Consider the following 20,439-nt stretch of genomic DNA (forward strand, 5'->3'; position numbering starts at 1 on the left):
TGAGCGTGGTGGCCGATAGCGCCAACCGCAGCTACGGTGCGGCCAACCCGGTATTCAGCGGGACGATCAGCGGCATCCAGAACGGGGACAACATCACGGCGACCTATGCCACGACCGCGACGGCGGTCAGCCCGGTCGGGACATATCTGATCACGCCGACGCTGGTGGATCCGGGCAACAAGCTAGCTAACTACACGGTCGCCAGCACCAACGGGACGCTGAGCGTGACGGCGGCAGCTTTGAGCGTGGTGGCCAATAGCACTAATCGCATCTACGGTGCGGCCAACCCGGTGTTCAGCGGGGCGATCAGCGGCATCCAGAACGGGGACAACATCACGGCGACCTACGGCACGGTGGCGACGGCGGTCAGCCCGGTGGGGACATATCCAATCACACCGACGCTGGTGGATCCGGGCAACAAGCTAACTAACTACACCGTTTCGAGCACCAACGGGACGCTGAGCGTGACGGCGGCAGCTTTGAGCGTGGTGGCCAATAGCACTAATCGCATCTACGGTGCGGCCAACCCGGTGTTCAGCGGGGCGATCAGCGGCATCCAGAACGGGGACAACATCACGGCGACCTACGGCACGGTGGCGACGGCGGTCAGCCCGGTGGGGACATATCCAATCACACCGACGCTGGTGGATCCGGGCAACAAGCTAACTAACTACACCGTTTCGAGCACCAACGGGACGCTGAGCGTGACGGCGGCAGCTTTGAGCGTGGTGGCCAATAGCACTAATCGCATCTACGGTGCGGCCAACCCGGTGTTCAGCGGGGCGATCAGCGGCATCCAGAACGGGGACAACATCACGGCGACCTACGGCACGGTGGCGACGGCGGTCAGCCCGGTGGGGACATATCCGATCACGCCGACGCTGGTGGATCCGGGCAACAAGCTGGCCAATTACAATCTGAGCAGCACTAACGGTACACTGCAGGTGACACCGGCAGAGCTGATGGTGATTGCCAACAACGTTTCCCGTCCTTACGGCACGGCTAATCCGGTTCTCACGGGTACAATCCTCGGCCTCCAGAACAACGACAACATTGTTGCCACTTACGCTACCACCGCCACCCAGATCAGCCCGGCCGGCAGCTATCCTATCACTCCAACCCTAGTTGATCCCAGCGGCAAGCTTGACAATTACGCAGTTACCTTGAACGCCGGTATCTTGACTGTTACCGCAACTACTACGCCAGTCATCCTATCCATCGCTCCAGCGGGCAGTGGGAGCGTGGTGATTACCTGGGTCTCGATTAGCAACAGCGTCTATCGGTTGCAATATAGGTCCAACTTGGCCGACACTAACTGGGTAGATTTGGCGCCGGACGTTGTCGCCACCGGCAGCACCGCTTCGTACACTGACCACCCGGGCAACACACCGCAGCGCTACTACCGCGTAAGATATCTATCGAGCGTGCCACCAGTTGCTCCGCTCATCACTTCCATCGTCAAGGCGGGAACTTCAAATAGGGTGATTACCTGGAACGCCGTCAGCAACCAGGTTTATCGGGTGCAGTATAGCGCTGGGCTGGCCGGCACGACATGGCTCAATCTGGCCTCAAATGTGACCGCCACTGGCAGCACCGCTTCGTACACGGACAGTCCGGGTGCTGGCCCGCAGCGGTTCTACCGCGTTGTGCTGCTGACAACGGTGACGCCTCTGAAGCCGCTAGTAGTGGTGGCTGACGATGCTTTGCGGGTTTACGGAGCGACCAACCCGGTATTCGGTGGCTCGATCAGCGGATTGCAGGCTGGGAACAACATCACGGCAACCTACAGCACGACCGCTACAGTCTTCAGCCCGGCGGGCACGTATGCCATCACGCCGACGTTGGTGGATCCGAATGGTAAGTTGGATAACTACCTGGTGAACCTAAGCAACGGCACCCTGACGGTAACGCCCGCTCCGCTGGCCGCCACCGCCAACAACTATTCGCGAATCTACGGGGTCACGAATCCAGTCCTCTCCGGCACCCTCACCGGCCTTAGGAACGACGACGAAGTTACTGCTAGCTACACCACGACCGCCACTGTAACCAGCCCGCCGGGAACATATCCGATTATCCCAGCCCTGGCTGATCCGAGTGGTAGATTGAGCAACTATACGGTCAGCATCACCAACGGCGTTCTGACGGTGACACCTGCTCCGTTGATGGTTACGGCCAACAATAGCTCCCGGCCCTACGGCGCAGCCAACCCGGCGTTCACCGGAACCGTCGTCGGCTTGCTCAACGGCGATAACATCACCGCCGCCTTTACCAGTCCCGCCACACCCAGCAGCCCGGAAGGAACTTACCCGATCGTACCCTCGCTCGCGGACCCGGATCATAAACTCTCCAACTACAACGTAACCTCAAACAACGGCTTATTGACTGTCACGGCTCCAACTGCCCCGAGTATTCTGTCCATCGTTCGCTCTGCCGACAATACAAACATCACCATCACCTCGACTTCAGTCAGTAACCTCTTATATCGTCTGCAGTACAAGACTGGCTTGACGAGCACGAACTGGCTTAACCTCGCCTCCGATGTGACGGCCACTGGCAGTACCGTCTCGTTCACCGATCAGTTGGGCACCTCGCCGCAGCGCTTCTACCGTGCCGTGTTGATGCCAACCGTGACGCCCCTGACGCCACTAGTGGTGTCGGCCAACAACGCTTCCCGTCCTTACGGGGCGGCGAATCCTGTGTTTAGCGGTACGATCACCGGGCTGCAAGCTGGGGATAATATCACAGCCACTTTTTCCACTACTGCCACGATTAGCAGTCCTGTCGGAGCTTATCCAATCTTGCCAACATTGGCGGATCCTGACAACAAGCTCTCCAAGTATGCCGTCACCTTGAACAACGGGACACTGACTGTTACAGCCCCGCCTGTGCCGAGAATCTTGTCGGTCGTGCGCACTGCAGGCACGGGCACAACCATCACTTGGACCTCAACCAGCAACATCGTGTATCGAGCGCAATACAAGACCACGCTGGCCAGCACGAACTGGCTCAACCTCGCTCCGTTCGTGATCGCTACCGGCGGCACCGCGTCGTTTACCGACCATCCGGGTGCGGCAGCGCAGCGCTTCTACCGCATCGAACTGTGGTCGCCATGATGTCGCGGACGCTGATGCTGACAGAGTTGGGGATTCTGACTTCAGGAAAGTCTGGGGTGCGCGGTTGAGGTCTGCCTGGGCAGGCCTGGGTGACGGTGGTGAGAACGTGTCTGTCGCAGGGGGGATTTGCGGGCGAATAGCACCGACGCGAAAGGGCTCATGCAGTATTTACATTCGGGAGCGATGAAAATTGAGGGGGACCTTCTCGCGAACCTTGGTCCCGTAAGAATAGCAGCGTTCTATATTTGATGAAAACAGCAGTGGTTGGATTAGGCTATGTCGGATTGCCTTTGTCTCTCCAGTTCGCCCGGTCGGGCGTGGTGGTTTTGGGATTGGATGTGGATGCGAACAAGGTGGATGCACTTAGTCAGGGCAGGAGCTACATAAAGCATATCCCTCCCGAGAACGTGGCCGCGGTGGTCAAGTCGGGGACCTTCTCGGCCAGCACCGACTTCAGCCGCATTCGGGAGGTGGACGCGGTTATAATCTGTGTTCCCACGCCGCTCAACAAGAACCGCGAGCCGGACATCTCATTCATCACCGACACCGGCAGAAGCATTGCGCGATATCTGAAAAGGGGGGCGCTCGTGGTGCTGGAATCCACCACCTACCCCGGCACGACGGACGAGGACCTCCGCAAGGTGCTGGAGGTCGGTTCCGGCCTCGAGGCGGGGCGGGATTTTCATCTGGCGTTTTCGCCCGAACGCGAAGATCCCGGCAATCCCGACAGCAAAGTGGCGTTCATTCCGAAGGTTGTGGGGGGCTACACGCCGGCTTGCTTGGAGAAGGCAGTAGCGCTCTACTCCAAGGCCATCAAGACAGTCGTGCCGGTGTCGTCCTGCCGCGCCGCCGAGGCAACGAAGCTGCTCGAAAACACCTTTCGCGGTGTAAACATCGCTCTCGTGAACGAACTCAAGATCGTTTATAGCGCGATGGGCATAGATGTGTGGGAGGTGATCAACGCGGCCAAGACCAAGCCTTTCGGCTTCATGCCGTTCTATCCAGGGCCAGGTTTGGGTGGTCACTGCATCCCGATTGACCCATTCTACCTGACGTGGAAGGCGCGCGAGTTTGGCCAGAACACCCGTTTCATCGAACTGGCCGGCGAGATCAACACCTCCATGCCTCTATATGTGGTGCACCGGGTCGCCGATGCGCTGAACCATCAACAGAAGTCCATTAACGGCAGTTCCATCCTCGTCCTCGGGCTTGCTTACAAACCAAACGTGGACGATGAGCGGGAGTCACCCAGCTATGTCTTGATGGATATGCTCAAGGAGCGGGGGGCCAAGGTTGCCTATTACGACCCCTACGTCCCCCAGATTAAACCTACGCGCGAACATGCCCATTGGGTCGGGACGAAGTCGGTGGCCTGGAACAAGGAAACCATTACGACCTTCGACGTGGTCTTGATCGCCACCAACCACGCCTGCGTCAATTACCAGGAATTGGCGAATTGGACCTCATGCGTCGTGGACACGCGGAATGCGATGGCAGCCGTGCTCACACTACCCAACCACGTTTGGAAAGCCTGATAGCACTTGGTCTGACTTAACCTCCTCCTCATAGAGGACTGCATAGCCGCCCACCGGGCGGCTTTTGTTGTTCTACGCTGGACATGGGGTGCCGTCCGGGCACGCCGGGTGGGGTGTGAGAGGAGGGGCGCGCAATCCTCTCTTATATCTCGATGTCAGCAAGGCCTTGGGGTGGCCTGCGAAATAGTTTGCGCGCGGACTTGACAAGTCGTAAGGGCTCTGAATAATCGGGCAATAACTGGGACCATGAGAACACAATTGTTGATCCTCGGTGCGGTGGTGCTGTGCACCTTGTCTACCCATGCCGGCTTCATCTACAGTGACAGGGACGGCACCATTCCCGATGGCAACCCGGCAGGTTGGTCCGCCACGGTAGATGTCAGCGGGCTCGGCACCTCGATTACACCCGGCAGCATTAGTGTGAACCTGAATATCTCAGGCGGCTACAACGGCGACCTATATGCTTACCTTAGCTACGGGGGCGTGCTACTGCCCTTATTGAACCGGGTTGGGGTCCACACCGGCGATGCTTTCGGGTACGGTGACACCGGATTTAACGTGACGTTGAGTGATTCCGGCGCAAACAATGTGCATTTTTATGGGAACTACAGCCCGAGTTTCAACGGGAGCGGGCAGTTGACAGGAACTTGGGATCCTGACGGGCGCACGATTAGTCCATTATCGACGCCGGACAAATTTGATGCCGCAGGGACGGTGACCTTCGCCAATTTCGAGTCCCTGAATCCCAACGGTACATGGACGATTTTCTTCGCGGACTTGTCGTCGGGCGAGGAGAGCACGTTAGTGAGTTGGGATCTGAACATCAACGGGGTGCCGGAGCCGGTGAACGTGGCGCTGGGTATTTTCGCGGGAGTCTTCCTGACGGTGGGGCTCGCCAGAAACCGGCAGGTAAGGACTCGTATTCATCAGTGGCGGACTGCAGTCGTGCAATGGATTGATGCCGTCTGACTTGGCACTAACCGCTGATTTCTGACCGCTGTAGCCCGCCTGTTTCTGCCTCAGCCACTAAAGGCTTGTTAAGCGCTGCTTGCTCCACTTCAATCCCGGGGGATGGATCGCGCTGCGAAGTCTGACACTCCTGTTCAGTGCACGCGGAACGCTGCTGAGAGCAGTAGTCTTCTCCCCCGCGCCAGAAGCCGCCATCCCTTGCGCGCCCGCGATGTTCAGCTATACCGTGTCTGCGAGGACCTGACAGAATTGCTGATCTATGCCACGGTAGTTTTCAGTCCTTGGGCGTTCGGCACGACCGAATCGTGGTCCATTTGGCTCATGAACGCAGCGGGCTATCTATTGGGTTTTTTGCTCACCGCCAAATTGGCTATTCGCCGACTCAAGGGTTATCAACCGCCTCGTTGGAACGATGAACGTTCATTAGAGGTTGGCGGGCGGTGCGGAGTGGCGGTGTCGCGCCTCACCGCATTCCTTTTCGGCCTGACGGTTGTCATCCTGGGCTACTGCCTCATCAGCGCAGCCAACGCCCGCTCCACCTTTCACGCCGAGGCACTGAGCTTTGCCTACCATGATGACTATCTTAAGTGGCTGCCCCACAGCCTGGACAGCGGTCGAAGCTGGCCGGCCTTCTGGGGTTACCTTGGGCTGGCTTGTTCCTTTTGGGCTGTCTGGGACTGGCTGCTCGGCAAGTCTGCAGTCGAAGAACGGGCCGAACGCCGCCGAGGGGAGACCGGCGGCGACGGCTCGGCTCCGCTGCTTCCAGCTCGTTTACGGCGCTTGCTGTGGGTATTGGCTGTCAACGGCGGACTGCTTGCCGTGGAGGGGATCGCACAGCGTCTGGAAGGCTCTGGGAGACTGCTCTTCTTGGTGAAACCGCGCGTCAACCCGGGCGCGGACACTCAGTTCGGTCCCTATGCCTATCGAGCGAATGCTTCGCAATACTTCAATCTCCTCTGGCCGGTCTGCCTTGGCTTTTGGTGGACACTCAACCAATCGTATGCCCCTAAACGCAAAACGCACCATGCAATCCTCCTTTGCTGCTGCGTCATGGCGGCTTGCCCGATCATATCCACCAGCCGCGGGGGCGCGTTGATCACGATCGGCATCGCGGTGCTAGCCGCCTTTTCCCTCACCGCCATTCAGTTCTTGCTGGCCGCCCGCCTGCGGCTGGACCGAAAGACTCGAACGATCACGCTGGTGTGCCTTTCGCTGTTTTTCACCGGCGCGCTGGCGCTGGGGTTCGCGCTGGGATGGAAGGCGCTGAAACCTCGCATGGCTCAGCTGGGTGAAGGCTTCCAGCATCGCGAACGAATGTATGATTTGGCCCGTCCGATGGCGCAGGATTACCCGCTGTTTGGCACCGGCCCTGGCACGTTTGAAACCGTATTCCAACTGTACCGGTTCACAACAGAGACCTACTGGCCAGCCCAATTGCACAACGACTGGTTGGAAACCCGGATCACGTTCGGCTGGTTTGGCATAGGTCTAATTGCCCTGGCCCTAACGGTAGTGTTGTTGCGCTGGTTCGCGCGCGGCGGCATTCACGGCGGCAGGCGCTTCGCAGTTCTGATCTGGCTGGCCTTGGCCGGATGCCTGGTGCACGCCCGTTACGACTTCCCCTTTCAGATTCACTCGATCGTGTTCCTCTTTGTAGTTCTTTGTTCCATCCTGTTCAATCTTACCCGCCGGGCATAGCAGGTTGTTTTCCACACATAGCGAAAAGCCTCGCGGGAGGCTTGATGGTCTTTTCACAGGGGTGGTTCAGTCTGCTATTTGTAGCGCCAGCGCGTGGAATGGCCAAAACGTCCTTGCGGAGCAACTGTGAACATATTATCAGGGAATAGTATTTGTATTCGCGAACATCCACCTAACTCATGAACTCATTTCCGAACCCCAAGTCCAGCATCTCGCGGCGCCGGTTTCTCCAAACCGGTTCCTCAGCTCTCGCGGGCGCTACCCTTCTCGGTTCGCTTCCAGCCGCGACAAGCGTTCACCCTGCTGGCAACGATTTAATCAAAATTGCCCTCGTGGGCTGCGGTGGCCGCGGCAGTGGCGCAGCCAACCAAGCCCTCAAGGCCGCCGGCAACGCAAAGCTGGTGGCCCTGGCCGATCTGTTGCCGGAGAAACTTGGGCAGAGTCTGGCCAGCCTGCAAGGCCAGCATCCGGATAAAGTGAATGTCCCTCCTGACCAACAGTTCACTGACTTCGATGGCTACAAGAAGGCCATTGCACTGGCCGACGTTGTCATTCTGGCAACTTCGCCCGGATTCCGTCCCATCCACTTTGAGGAGGCGGTGCGGCAGAGCAAGCACGTCTTTATGGAGAAGCCCGTGGCCACGGATGCCCCGGGCATTCGGCAACTGCTGGCCGCGGCCGAGGAGGCGAAGAAGAAGAATCTCAAGGTTGGCGTTGGGTTCCAGCGCCATCACCAGCGCGGCTACCTGGAGACGGTCAAGCGCCTGCACGATGGGGCGTTGGGTGACATCATGTCGCTGCGGTGTTATTGGGACGGGGACTCGCGGGACGGCGTTGAACGGCTGCCGGGCGAGACGGAAATGCATTACCAGATTCGCAACTGGTATTACTTCACCTGGCTTTCAGGCGACCACATTGTCGAGCAGCATTGCCACAACATTGACGTGTGTAATTGGATCAAAGGCGCCCACCCGGTTCGCGCCCAGGGCATGGGCGGACGCCAGGTGCGGAATGCCAGGAGGCATGGCCAGATCTTTGACCACCACTTTGTCGAATTTGAATACGCCGATGGCGTGCGCATGCTCAGCCAATGCCGCCAGATTCCCGGCTGCTGGACCAGCGTCTCCGAGCATGTCCTGGGCACCAAAGGCAGCGCAGACCTGATTGCCGGCCGGAACCTGTTTGCCATCAAGGGGGCGGAATCGTGGCGATACAACGCCAAGGATGCCCGCAAGGACGCCTACCAGCAGGAGCATGAGGACCTGTTCGACGCCATTCGGAACGACAAGCCTTTTAACGAAGCTGAGTGGGCAGGTATCAGCACGATGACGGCCATTCTGGGGCGCATGTGCACCTATTCCGGGCAGCAGATTGAATGGGATGCCGCGCTCAACTCGAAAATCGAGTTACTGCCGAAGACATTTGGTTGGGATGTCCCGCCGCCTGTGCTGCCGGATGCCGACGGCTTTTACCCCGTTGCTATGCCCGGCCAAACCGTGGTGGTGTGAAGCTGGATTGCGTAAGGGCCGAGGCCAGGATTACGGGTGCGCGGGGAATCAGTATTCCCGTTTCTTGGTGATGCCCGGCATAGGCATCGGGTACTTGCCGTCTTTGTCGGCCTGCAACGGGGCGGCGGAGTCGATCGTTAACTTGTCCACTTCGGGGGCAAACTCGTGTTCGCAGTTGAGCATGTCCTCGAAGCTGATCTCCTGGCCGGTGTGAGCGGCCATGCGTCCCATGCTTGAGGTAAGGCTGGCTTTAACGCCGTACTCGACTTCGCTATAAGGCTTGTCGTTGCGAATGGCGTCCATCAGGTCGTTCCACTCGTTCTGGTAAGGGTCCGCCTCCTCAGGCGCGACTTTGGAACTCCAGAGCATATTCGGGCGCTGCATAGCCTGACCCTTGAAAATGCTGGAGGGGCCGCCGCAGTCGCTCGACTTGGCGGCGATGGCCAAGCCCTTGCTGCCGTGCACATAGCTGGAGTAAATGTCGTTGCAGCCGTTGACGCACCTGCCGTCCATGTAAAACTTACTGCCGTCCGCAAAGGTGTATTCCACAGCATACGAATCAAAGTTCTGATCCACGTAGGGCAGGCCCTCGGGGTTTAGCTTGTAGTGGCGACCGCCCAGCGCCTGAGCCTTAACGGGCCAGGCGTTTTTCATCCAGCACAGGTGGTCAATGTGGTGGATGTAGAAGTCGCTGAAGCAGCCGCCGCTGGCCCACAGGAAAGCGTGGAAATGCCTGACCTGCCAGAGCAATTCACTGGGGCTCCCCGGCCACTTGGTCTGAAACGCGTGGCCCACCGGCCCGTGCATGCGGTAGCCGCGCATGAGGATAACGTCCCCGATTTCGCCGTTCTCGATGCGCCGGTGCAGTTCCTGCAGCGCCCGGCTGTGACGCGACATCAGGCCCACCCCAACCTTGAGGTTCTTGGCCTTCGCGTCCTCGGCGAGCTTGAGCATCTTGCGGCTCGTCGGACCGTCCACCGTGACCGGCTTCTCCATGAACACGTTCAGCCCCTTTTCGATCGCATAGGCGAACTGGAACCAGCGAAAGGCTGGCGGTGTAGTCAGAATCACGATGTCCCCCGGCTTGAGGCAATCCATCGCCTTCTTGTAGCCGTCGAATCCGAGGAATTTGCGGTCCTGGGGCACGTCCACCAGGTCTTTCTTTTCCCTGGTCACGCCGTCAAAGCTGTCCTTGAGCTTGTTCTCGAATACGTCTGCCATCGCCACGAGCTTGAGCGGACCGCCTTTGCTGGCCAGGGCGTTGTTGGCGGCGCCGGTGCCGCGTCCACCGCAGCCGACCAAAGCCAACTGGATGAGTCCGCTGCCCTCGGCGTGGACATGAGGCAAGGCCACCCCTGCCAGGGCGGAAGCGGCGGCGATGCGGCTGGTGGTCTTGATAAACTCGCGGCGTGTCGTAAGAGAATTTGACGTTTCGTTCATGGGCGACATCTTCTTGTGGATGCGGCGCGACTGTCAATGCCAGAAAATTCGGTAGAGCCCAGGGCAGGCGCCGCCTTCCCGCCAACGGCCTCGGCTTTACATTGCCGATCCCCCTCGATATCTGTTTACCCCAATGCACAGCGCAAATCAGGAGACGATAAAGGCCCCGTCTCACTTTAACTTCACCACCGACGTCATTGATTGTTGGGCCGGCCAGCGCCCGGATGCTCCGGCACTGTGGTGCGTCAACGCCGCGACCGGGGCGGAGCAGAAGTTCAGCTTCCGCGAACTCGTTGTCCTGAGCTGCCGGGCGGCGGAAGTCCTGCGGGCAAGCGGTATTCGCCGCGGCGACCGCGTGCTGCTGATGCTGCCGCGCATTCCGCAGTGGTGGATTGCGATGCTTGGACTGATCCGGCTTGGGGCGGTGCCGGTCCCGGCGACGCTGTTGCTGACGTCGCGTGATGTGGCTTATCGGCTGGGCAGTGCGCGCATCCGCGCCGTGATCACCAACCAGGACGGCGCTGCAAAAGTGGGCGGCTTCGAGGGCGTGCGGTTGCTCGTTGGCGCCGCGCGAGCGGGCTGGTGTGACTTCGATCAGGGTCTTCGTCAGGCCGGCGCCGGCTTTCGCGGCGAACGCACGCGCAGCAATGATCCGGGCATTCTCTACTTCACCAGCGCGACAACCGGCGACCCCAAAATGGTTGTGCACACACAGGCCAGCTATGGGCTTGGCCATCGCCTCACGGGCGAACTTTGGCTGGATTTGCGGCCCGATGACGTGCACTGGAACCTGTCCGACCTGGGTTGGGGCAAAGCGGCGTGGTCCAGTTTCTACGGTCCGTGGCACATGGGCGCGTGCGTGTTCGCGCTGGACTCGCCGGGCAAGTTCGACCCTGTGCTGGCCCTGAAGACGCTGGCGGCGTTTCCGATTACGACATGGTGTGCGCCACCGACCGCCCTGCGGCTGATTGTGCGGCAGGATTTGTCGGCCTGGCGCTTTCCGCATCTGCGGCATTGCGTCAGCGCGGGCGAGCCGCTCAACCCGGAGGTGCTGGATCTCTGGCGCGAGGCCACTGGCCTGACGATTTACGAAGCCTACGGCCAGACAGAGACGGTGGTGCTCATCGGCAACTTCCGATCGTTGGGCCACCCGGTGCGGCCTGGTTCGATGGGCAAGCCCACGCCGGGGTTCACCATCGCGCTCCTGGATGAGCAGTTGCGCGAAGTGCCCGCGGGCAGGGAAGGTGAGGTGGCAGTGCGGGTGAAGCCGGATCGCCCGCTGGCTCTGTTCAGCGAATACTGGCTCAACCCGGAGGGCATGGCGGCCCAGTTCAAAGGCGACTGGTACCTGACCGGGGATCGCGCGACACGCGACGCCGACGGTTATTTCTGGTTCATGGGCCGCACGGACGACGTGATCAAGAGCTCCGGTTACCGGATTGGGCCGTTTGAGGTGGAGAGCGCGCTGATGGAACATCCGGCCGTGCTGGAGGTGGCGGTGATTGGCAAGCCGGACTTGCTCCGCGGGCAAATTGTCAAGGCTTGTGTGGTGCTGCGCCCGGGAATCGAGGCCAGCGATGAGCTTAAGACCGACCTGCAGACGCACTGCAGGAAACTGGTCGCCGCCTACAAGTACCCACGCGAGGTTGAGTTTGTGCGGGAACTGCCCAAGACTACCAGTGGCAAGACCCGTCGCGTTGATCTGAGGCAAACAAAGGAGGAAGAGCGCGAGCCGTCCTCGGCTTGAAGCGGCTTCCAGAACGACTGGGGGCATGGGTGAACTCTCCTGTTGACGGCACGGACCAAGTGGCTGCAAGTCAAAGTCGGCTCGCGGTCCGGCGGTGGCGCGCGAATCCCCCTGGCGATCTGCGCTTTAAGCATGCGTCTTCGAGGATGGAGTGTAGCTATGGCCATCCTCATTCGACCGGGGTTGCCCCCACGATCAGGACGGAGCACGGATGAGCAGCGAGCACTCAGCGCGCGTGCCGGCACGTCCCGAAACCACGCGGCCGGCTGCGCAGCTCGCCCTGCGTTGGCGCGAACTGGCAGCGGGGGCATTGCTCGTGCTGGCGGCGTTCGCGGTGTATTGGCCGGCGCTGCGCGGCCAGTTCCTTTGGGATGACTTCCTGGGGGTGCATCGGAACCCCTTGGTCACGGGAGAACTGGGAGTGGCGTCCATCTGGTTCCGCAGGCAGTTTCCGCTGGCGAACGTGGCGTTGTGGCTGGAGTGGCTGGCTTGGGGAGAACACCCGCTGGGTTACCACGTGGTGAACGTGCTGCTTCACGCGGCGGGCGCCCTGTTGCTGTGGCGGGTGCTCGCGCGGCTGAGAATCCCGGCGGCTTGGCTGGCCGCGATGATCTTCACCGTCCACCCGGTGTGTGTGGCCTCCGTGGCGTGGATATCCGAGCTCAAAAACACCCTGTCACTGCCGTTCTACCTGCTAAGCCTCCTCTGGTATCTGCGGTTCGATTCCGAGGCTCGCTCCGCGCCGCTCGCGCCTGCCGTTTCACCAAGCTACTGGCTTTCATTGCTGGCCTTCGTGCTGGCGCTCCTCAGCAAGACCTCGACGGTCATGCTGCCGGTGGTTCTGCTGGGTTGTGCCTGGTGGCAACGCGGCCGCATTGGGCGGCGGGACTGGCTGCCTGTCGGCCCGTTCTTCGTGCTGGCGCTGGTGTTCGGACTGATGACCATCGGGCTTCAAGCGCGCGAGGCCATCGGCGGCGCTACGGTGCAGAGCGAGAACTTCTGGGGAAGGCTGGCGGGGGCCGGGATGGCGCTCTGGTTCTACCTGGGCAAAGCGCTGCTCCCGCTGAACCAGTGCATGATTTACCCGCGGTGGCAAATCGATGCCGGTGCCGCATTGTCATATCTGCCGCTGCTGCTCTGGTGCGGTGTCTTGGCCGTTTGCTGGGGCCTGCGGCGGACTTGGGGCCGGCACGTGCTGTTTGGCCTGGGTTGTTTCACGGTGATGCTGTTTCCGGTGTTGGGCTTCCTTGACATGTTCTTTCTGGCGCTATCGCGGGTGTCCGACCATTTGACCTACCTGCCGTTGACCGCAGTGGCCGCTCTGGCGGCGGCAGGGCTGAATTGGGCAGCAACCCGCATTTTTCATACTCCCGTAGCCGCGGAAATCAGTCGGGGCAGTGATCCCGAACCGGGGCTGTTACCGAATAACGTCGGCGGCTGCGCCTCGTCCATGAGCCCCACCGGGCGCGCAGCGTCCCGCGCCCACAGCTTGGCATTGGGATTGGCCGGAGGTGGGGTGGTGTTGGCCCTGGCTGTGACGGGGATGCTGCGCGCGCGAGTGTTTGTGAGCGAGGAGGCTCTCTGGCGGGACACCCTTGCGAAGAATCCCACCGCGTGGTGCGCTCATGCAAATCTTGGCTGGATGATGGCCGAGCAAAAGAAGTATGACGAGGCGCGCGCGCACCTGGAGGCGTCGCTCGCCGTGCGCCCGGAAAATGCGCAGGCGCACAGCAACCTCGGGCGGGTTCTGTCGCTGCAAGGACACTTCGCCCAGGCCGAACCGCACTTCCAGACCGCGCTGCGAATCAAGCCGACAGATAGTGACATTCGCAGGGCTTACGCGTCGGCGTTGGCAGAGCAGGGGAGGATAGCGGAGGCGGTGGAGCAGCTTCGGGAAACGCTGCGGCTGCGTCCAAACGTGGACGCGCGGTTGCAGTTGGCGACGCTGCTGTATCAAACACGCAACTTTCGGGATGCGGCGGCCGAGTATCGGCAGGTCCTCGCGGTCCAGTCGGACCACCTGGAATCACTGAACAACGTGGCCTGGATACTGGCCACCTGCTCCGACGGCTCCGTGCGGAATGGCGCCGAAGCGGTGCGCTTTGCCGAGCGCGCGTGCCGCGCCAGCAGCTACACGGAAGCCCGGCCGCTCAGTGCCTTGGCCGCGGCTTATGCCGAGGTGGGGCGCTTCAGCGACGCGGTCGTGGCGGCCCAGAAGTCAATCGCGGCCGCCAGCGCCGTGGGCGACGCCCGGCTGGCCGCCGTCGGCCAGCAATTGCTGCAGCTCTACCGTGCCGGGAAACCGTACCATGATAATGCTCCCAGTGCCGGCGATAGGCAAAGAAAGGCACGCTGACGCGTGTTGCGTGTGGACAAGGTCGCGTGGCGGGCCAAGTGCGTGATTTTGCAGGTCCACTGACGTATTGCCTGCTCAAAGCGCGGAATCCAACCTGGCCAGTACCGGTTAGCATCGTTTCCCCGGGCACACGGACTTAAGACTTGCCTCGCAAGCCGGGTATATCCAGCCACGCTCACCGACTGGCTTCGTCCAGGCCCCACGCCTGAGGCACCCCGCCCCAAAGCCAAATACGGCCATGGGACGGCGACAATCCGGCGGGGAGACGGTGTGGTTCCCATGGGGGTCGGGCCCCATGGGATACACACTGGGGCATGTCGCGTGTCACAGCGTAGTCACACCGGGATTTCCGGCTGCGGATGCTGTGCTTGGGAGCCATCACTGTCTCAAAAATGGACAGTGCGCAGATTTCCGCTGGGGCGGCTATCCAGTCCCGGAATAGGGGATTGCATGGATGGGTTGCGTTACCAAGGCGTTCAGTTGGAGGGTTGGGCGGGAGAATTGCCGCGAGCGGTGAAAAGTTGGCGACCAAGCCCGCTCTGTGGTCCGACTGTCGTCAGATATTGCGTATCCGAAAGCCGCAATGGTCGACAGTGCACGGGTCGGAAAAAGGAAGTAAGTGCGGAATATCAGCGACGTTCTGCCTCGCAACCATGGAGTTCGCGAGTGAAGAGCGTAATATTTTTATGGTGCGGACTGGAGGAAACGGCTTCAATTTGGACAGGCAACAGCCTGCGACGGCGATGGCCGTCCACAACCAATACGCAAGAATGAAACGACGTGAATTCCTGACAGCATCCATGGCCGTAACGGCGCTGGCCGGTTTGAACTGCGCCCACGGACAAGGCAAGGTCTCCTCGGGGGGTAATCGAGGTACGCAGCAAGAGTATTACGAGCTGCGCATGTATCGTTTGAAGAGCGGCGCAGATCGCGGGCGGTTGGATGCTTACCTCAGCAAGACGCTTATTCCCGGCTTGAACCGCCTGGGCAGCAAGCCGGTGGGGGTGTTCGTCCAGCAGGAGCGAACCGGCACGCCCGGAGCCACGGAGGTTACCGATCCTTTAGCGGTGCTGGTGCTTATTCCCTACGCCAGTATCGAGGCATACGCCGTGTCGAACGCGCGGTTGAATACGCTTACGGCATACCTGGCGGCGGGGGGGGAATACCTCGAGTCGCCCAAGGACAATCCCGCCTTCGAGCGAATTGAGAGTTGGCTGATGCTGGCGTTTGCGGGGATGCCGAGGGTGGAACTGCCGGCGTATTGTCGCGCGCACAAGCCGCGCATGTTCGAGCTGCGCACATACGAAAGCCACAGCGAGGTGAAGGCGCTGAAGAAGGTCGAGATGTTCAACTCCGGCGAGACCCAGCTCATGCGCGATGTCGGACTGGGCCCGGTCTTTTTCGGCCAGGCGCTCGTCGGGAGCAACCTTCCGCACTTGGCCTACCTGCTATCGGCGGAGGACCAGGAGGCCCACAAGCAGCATTGGGACGCCTTCCGCGTGCACCCCATCTGGGACAAACTCAAGAACGATCCGCAATACGCGGACACGGTGTCGAAAATATCGAACCGCTTTCTGGTGCCGACACCGTATTCGCAGATCTGATGGGCCGGGCCGGGTCCGGGGAGGAACCGCGTATGCCGAAGCAAAGTTGGCCGTTTGCCGCCGCTGGGTTGCTGCTGTTGTTCTGGTGCGGGCCGGCGCGCGCGGCGACCGACTCTCGCTTTACGGTGGACGTTCTGGGTACCGCTCAGGGATTGCCGTCGAGCGTCGTGCTGGCGGTGGCGCAGACGCGGGACAGCTACCTGTGGGTGGGGACATTGAATGGCCTGGCGCGGTTTGACGGGGTCCAGTTCGCGGTATTTGACGAGAACAACACCCCCGGACTGAACAGCAGCCAGATCATCCGGCTGTATGAGGATCGGCAGACGAATCTCTGGGTTGGCGCGGAAAACGGAAGCGTTGCGATTGTCAAAGCGGACAAGGTTGCCAGCGTGAATGTGGGGCAGGGCGGTCGCGCCGACCGGTTGATGGCGATTTGCGAGGACGCCAGTGGCGCGGTGCTGCTTTATACGGATGGCGGCTCGCTGGCGCGGCATCGGGACGGGAAATTTGAGGTCTGGCAAACTGGCGCGGGCACGCGCAGCACATGCCGGGCGCTGATAGCGGAGGAGTCCGGCCGCCTTTGGGTAGGCACGGATTTGAGCCTGGTCGCCCTGAACCCAATTCCAGTGGTCACAGATGAAGTGAAGTCAATCCGGCTGAACTTCCTGCTCGCCAGCAAGGGGGGCGGATACTGGCGCCTGGCCAACGGCCGGATTCAGAAGTGGAAGGGGGACCGGCTGGAGCGTGATTTGGGAGCGTATCCATGGACCAGCACGCTGTCCATCTTCGCGGCGTGTGAAGACCAGAATGGCAACCTGGTCGTGGGCACTTATGGTGACGGTGTTTACTGGTTTGACGCCGACGGCAAGGCCACCCGGATTTCCAAGCAAGAGGGGCTGTCCCACGATTCCGTTCTGGCGGTGACGGTGGATCGGGAGGGTTGTCTCTGGGTCGGCACCAACGGCGGCGGTCTGAACCGGGTGAAGCGCAAGCTCTTTGAGGTGCTGGAACGGTCGCGCGAATCGGTGGTGCAGTCGGTCTGCGAAGACGCCCAGGGCGCGGTGTGGATCGGCTACACCGGCAACCGGATTGATCATTGGAGCCCGGACGGCGCGCAGCAGTTCCGCCTGATCCCCAGCTCTGTGGTGGTGGATGTCAATCCGGACACGCTCTTGGACGTGAAATCGGTGTTCGTGGGCCGCAACCAGGGGGCGCTGGGCGGCAATTGGATTCTAAGCGGCACCTGGGGCGCGCTGGGACCGCACCTGTTCCAATTGGAGTACGGCCGGTTTGTGCCGCTCGCCCTGCCGCCGGCGCTGGACACGAGAATCTCGGCCATCTTTCAGGACCGGGCCGGACGGCTCTGGCTGGGCACCCAGGGCGGATTGCTGAGGTTCGACGACCTGAAGCTCTTTACCACGCGCGACGGCCTATCCGCCAACGACGTGCGGGCGATCGCCGAGGACCCCGACGGGAGCCTGTGGGTCGGCACCGAAGGCGGTGGCCTGAACCGATTGCGCGATGGACAGTTCACTTGTTTTACGAAGGCCGAGGGCTTGCCGGGCAATCGCATCTCGGCCGTGGAGGTGGATCGTGAGGGGGTGTTGTGGGTGGCTACATTTGGCGGACTGGCCCGATTCCAAGGGGGTAAATGGACCCGGTATTCAAAGGAGGAAGGGTTGGCCAGCAATAGCTTGGGCTACCTGTTGGAGGATGGACAAGGCTGCCTGTGGATCGGCTCCAACGCGGGCCTCATGCGCCTGAAGAAAGCGGAGCTGAACCGCTTTGCCATAGACACTAACACGCTGATCTCTTGTCGCTTATACGGGGAAGCGGACGGGCTGCCGGCAACCGAATGCACCGCGGGCTCCCAGCCGGGCGCGTTGCGTGGCGCGGACGGAACACTCTGGTTCCCGACGATCAGGGGCCTTGCGTCCTTGAACCCGAAGCAGCTCCTGCCGAACACGAATCCGCCTCCGGTGATCATACAAGCGGTGCTCATTGACGGCCGGCTGCAGAATCCCGACACCTTGCGGGCATCGCCGCCCCACGCGGTAACCGTTCCGGCTGGCAAGGAGCGCTTGGAAATCCGGTATGCGAGCTTGAACCTGGCTGCTCCGGAGAGGGGACGGTTCAAGTGCCGGCTGGAAGGCTATGAGACGACCTGGAAGGAGCAGCCGGGCAGCGTCCGCGAGGCGCGATATACCAAGCTGCCTCCGGGCCAGTACTATTTCCAGGTCAAGGCATGCAATGAGGACGACGTTTGGAGTCGGCAAGGCGCCACGCTGGCGGTGACCGTGCTGCCGCCGTTTTGGCGGACATGGTGGTTCCTCGGCTTGACGACGCTGTGCCTGCTGGGGCTGATTGTTGGCTCAGTCCATTACGTTTCCACCCAACGGTTGCAGCGCCAATTGGCCGTCTTGCGGCAAAAGGAAGCCGTGGAGAAGGACCGGGCCCGCATCGCACGGGACATTCACGACCAGCTCGGCGCCAGCCTGACACAGATTTCCCTCCTGGGCGAGTTGGTGGAAAGCGACAAGAACCGTCCGGCGGAGGTCGAGGCGCATGCGCGCCAAATCGAGCAGGCCGCCCTGGAAACCACGCACGCGCTCGACGAAATCGTCTGGACGGTCAATCCCTCGAACGACACGTTGGATGGATTGATCACCTACGTCTGCAAGTACGCCCAAGATTACCTGGCCGTGGCTGGCTTGCACTATCGGCTTGAGGTGCCGTCGCAGTTGCCCGGGACGCCGATTTCCCCGGAGGTCCGGCACAATGTGTTCCTCGCTTCCAAGGAAAGCATCACCAACGTTGTCCGGCATGCGCAGGCCACGGCGGTCGTGATCCGCATGCAATTCGACGACAGCCGGTTCAGCCTGGAGATCCAGGATAACGGGCGGGGACTGGCCGGCATGGATCAAAAGGCGGCGCAGGCCAGGAATGGGTTGCGCAATATGCGCAAGCGCATGGAGGATGTCGGCGGCAGCTTCTCGATCGGGCCCGCGCCCGAAGGCGGCACGCTGGTGCGGCTGACCGCGCCGCTCGGGAGCGTTCGCGGGTGAGATAGATCGCAACGACTGATGTTATGGCAATCACAGTTTCCATCGTAGAAGACAACGACCAGTTGCGTGGGACACTGGCGCGCGTGATCGGCCGCGCCGAAGGCTTCAAGTGCGTCAGCCAATACCCCAACGCCGAGGCCGCGCTGGCGGGCTTGCCCAAAGACAACCCCGAGGTGGTGCTGATGGACATCAATCTGCCAGGCATGAACGGGGTGGAGTGCGTCCGGCAGTTGAAACAACTGGCGCCGAACATCCAGTCGGTAATGCTGACGGTCTATGAGGACACGGATAACATCTTCGCGGCACTGGCGGCCGGGGCGTCCGGTTATCTGCTCAAGCGCACCAAGAGCGCCGAACTGTTGGAGGCCATCCGCGAGGTGCATCGGGGCGGCTCGCCCATGACCACGCACATCGCGCGCAAAGTCACGCAGTCGTTTCAGAGAGTGGGCCCGTCCCCTCAGCCGGCCGAGAACCTGTCCCAGCGCGAACAGGAGGTGCTCGATTGCCTGAGCCAGGGCTTTCTCTACAAGGAAATTGCGGATAAGCTTGGCATCAGCTACGAGACTGTGCACACCTACATCCGCCGCATCTACGAGAAGCTCCAGGTCCGCACTCGAACCGAGGCGGTCGCCAAGTTCCTGCGCCGTTAGCGCCAAACGCGCCGACCGGGGGCGATGATGTGGATCTCTAATCCCGCCGGGACTGGATCCATCGTGGCGTTGATAGTGCCTTGTGCAGCTGAGGAATGTCGGACATGATTTGCGCGCATGGATGTACCAAGCAAGACGCGTTGGCGGATTGGTGTAGCGGCATGGGTCGTCGCCTTCCTTATGGCATGGGGCGATTCAAGTTACGGAGCGGATTTTCGGTTGGAGTCTGCAGGTGTGCGGGGCGGCTTCTCCGCAAACGAGAGCGGTTGGGGTTTCAACGAAGCCCAGGGATTTGTGAGCTGGAATTTGCCGTGGGATTGGGATCTGGGCAAAGAGTGGTATTTGCAGACGCGGCTCGATCTTTCGGCTGGCTGGCTGGGTGATGATGAAGAGAGTGCCGCAATTGGAACGGTCGGACCCAGCCTGATGCTGGGGCGGCAACGCTTGCCGCTGTCGCTGGATGGCGGGATCAGTCCGACTATTCTGACCAAGCATGCATTCGGCTCGAAGGACTTCGGCTCGTATGCCCAGTTCACAAGCCACGTCGGGTTAAACTGGGATTTTGCGCCACACTGGCATCTGAGCTACCGGTTTGAGCACATGTCCAATGCCAATCTCTCCGAGCACAACCCGGGCTTAAATATGCACGTGTTCGGACTCAGCTACCGGTTCTGAATCCGCGGCGGCGCGGTTGACCTTCCCCGGCCCCGGCTTCGAGCCTGTCGCGCGAGGGGGTGCTGGAAGCTCCAGCGAT

At 61.0% G+C, this 20,439-nt stretch carries 12 protein-coding genes; 11 read left to right on the plus strand and 1 reads right to left on the minus strand.

The features are described 5' to 3' along the window. The 5 genes from P5205_06785 to P5205_06805 all read left to right on the plus strand — a co-directional run. A partial coding sequence (locus tag P5205_06785; protein HSA10062.1) for an MBG domain-containing protein occupies positions 1 to 3,113 on the plus strand: 3,113 nt, incomplete at its 5' end. Positions 3,114 to 3,361: 248 nt separating this feature from the next. Continuing rightward, a complete protein-coding gene (locus P5205_06790) occupies positions 3,362 to 4,648 on the plus strand; it encodes a nucleotide sugar dehydrogenase (GenBank protein ID HSA10063.1) in 1,287 nt (428 codons plus the stop codon). Positions 4,649 to 4,894: 246 nt separating this feature from the next. After that, entirely contained in the window at positions 4,895 to 5,617 is a 723-nt protein-coding gene (locus tag P5205_06795; protein ID HSA10064.1) for a PEP-CTERM sorting domain-containing protein, read from the plus strand. A 321-nt stretch (positions 5,618 to 5,938) separates the two neighbouring features. Then, positions 5,939 to 7,315: an O-antigen ligase family protein gene (locus P5205_06800; GenBank protein HSA10065.1), complete on the plus strand. Its 1,377-nt coding sequence runs from the start codon at positions 5,939 to 5,941 to the stop codon at positions 7,313 to 7,315. A 179-nt stretch (positions 7,316 to 7,494) separates the two neighbouring features. Next, positions 7,495 to 8,823: a Gfo/Idh/MocA family oxidoreductase gene (locus P5205_06805; protein ID HSA10066.1), complete on the plus strand. Its 1,329-nt coding sequence runs from the start codon at positions 7,495 to 7,497 to the stop codon at positions 8,821 to 8,823. 48 nt (positions 8,824 to 8,871) lie between these two features. Here the strand turns inward: P5205_06805 and P5205_06810 are convergent, their stop codons facing one another. Beyond that, positions 8,872 to 10,263: a Gfo/Idh/MocA family oxidoreductase gene (locus P5205_06810; GenBank protein ID HSA10067.1), complete on the minus strand. Its 1,392-nt coding sequence runs from the start codon at positions 10,261 to 10,263 to the stop codon at positions 8,872 to 8,874. A gap of 133 nt (positions 10,264 to 10,396) precedes the next feature. On the opposite strand from P5205_06810, the gene P5205_06815 reads away from it, so the two are divergent. From P5205_06815 to P5205_06840, 6 genes are all read left to right on the plus strand, one after another. Next, positions 10,397 to 12,010 carry an AMP-binding protein gene (locus P5205_06815; GenBank protein ID HSA10068.1) on the plus strand — a complete coding sequence of 538 codons (1,614 nt, stop codon included), beginning with the start codon at positions 10,397 to 10,399 and terminating at the stop codon, positions 12,008 to 12,010. Positions 12,011 to 12,245: 235 nt separating this feature from the next. Continuing rightward, positions 12,246 to 14,366, plus strand: a complete 2,121-nt coding sequence (locus P5205_06820; GenBank protein ID HSA10069.1) for a tetratricopeptide repeat protein — start codon at positions 12,246 to 12,248, stop codon at positions 14,364 to 14,366. Positions 14,367 to 15,136: 770 nt separating this feature from the next. Next, positions 15,137 to 15,970: an NIPSNAP family protein gene (locus P5205_06825; GenBank protein ID HSA10070.1), complete on the plus strand. Its 834-nt coding sequence runs from the start codon at positions 15,137 to 15,139 to the stop codon at positions 15,968 to 15,970. Between the two features lie 32 nt (positions 15,971 to 16,002). After that, complete coding sequence (locus tag P5205_06830; GenBank protein ID HSA10071.1) at positions 16,003 to 19,035, plus strand: two-component regulator propeller domain-containing protein; 3,033 nt, start codon at positions 16,003 to 16,005, stop codon at positions 19,033 to 19,035. 23 nt (positions 19,036 to 19,058) lie between these two features. Beyond that, complete coding sequence (locus tag P5205_06835) at positions 19,059 to 19,685, plus strand: response regulator transcription factor (protein HSA10072.1); 627 nt, start codon at positions 19,059 to 19,061, stop codon at positions 19,683 to 19,685. Positions 19,686 to 19,802: 117 nt separating this feature from the next. Further along, positions 19,803 to 20,360 (plus strand): acyloxyacyl hydrolase, encoded by a 558-nt coding sequence (locus P5205_06840; GenBank protein ID HSA10073.1) that lies wholly within the window; start codon positions 19,803 to 19,805, stop codon positions 20,358 to 20,360. Positions 20,361 to 20,439 lie beyond the last annotated feature (79 nt).

Source organism: Candidatus Paceibacterota bacterium (assembly GCA_035452965.1).
Lineage (GTDB): Bacteria > Verrucomicrobiota > Verrucomicrobiia > Limisphaerales > UBA8199 > UBA8199.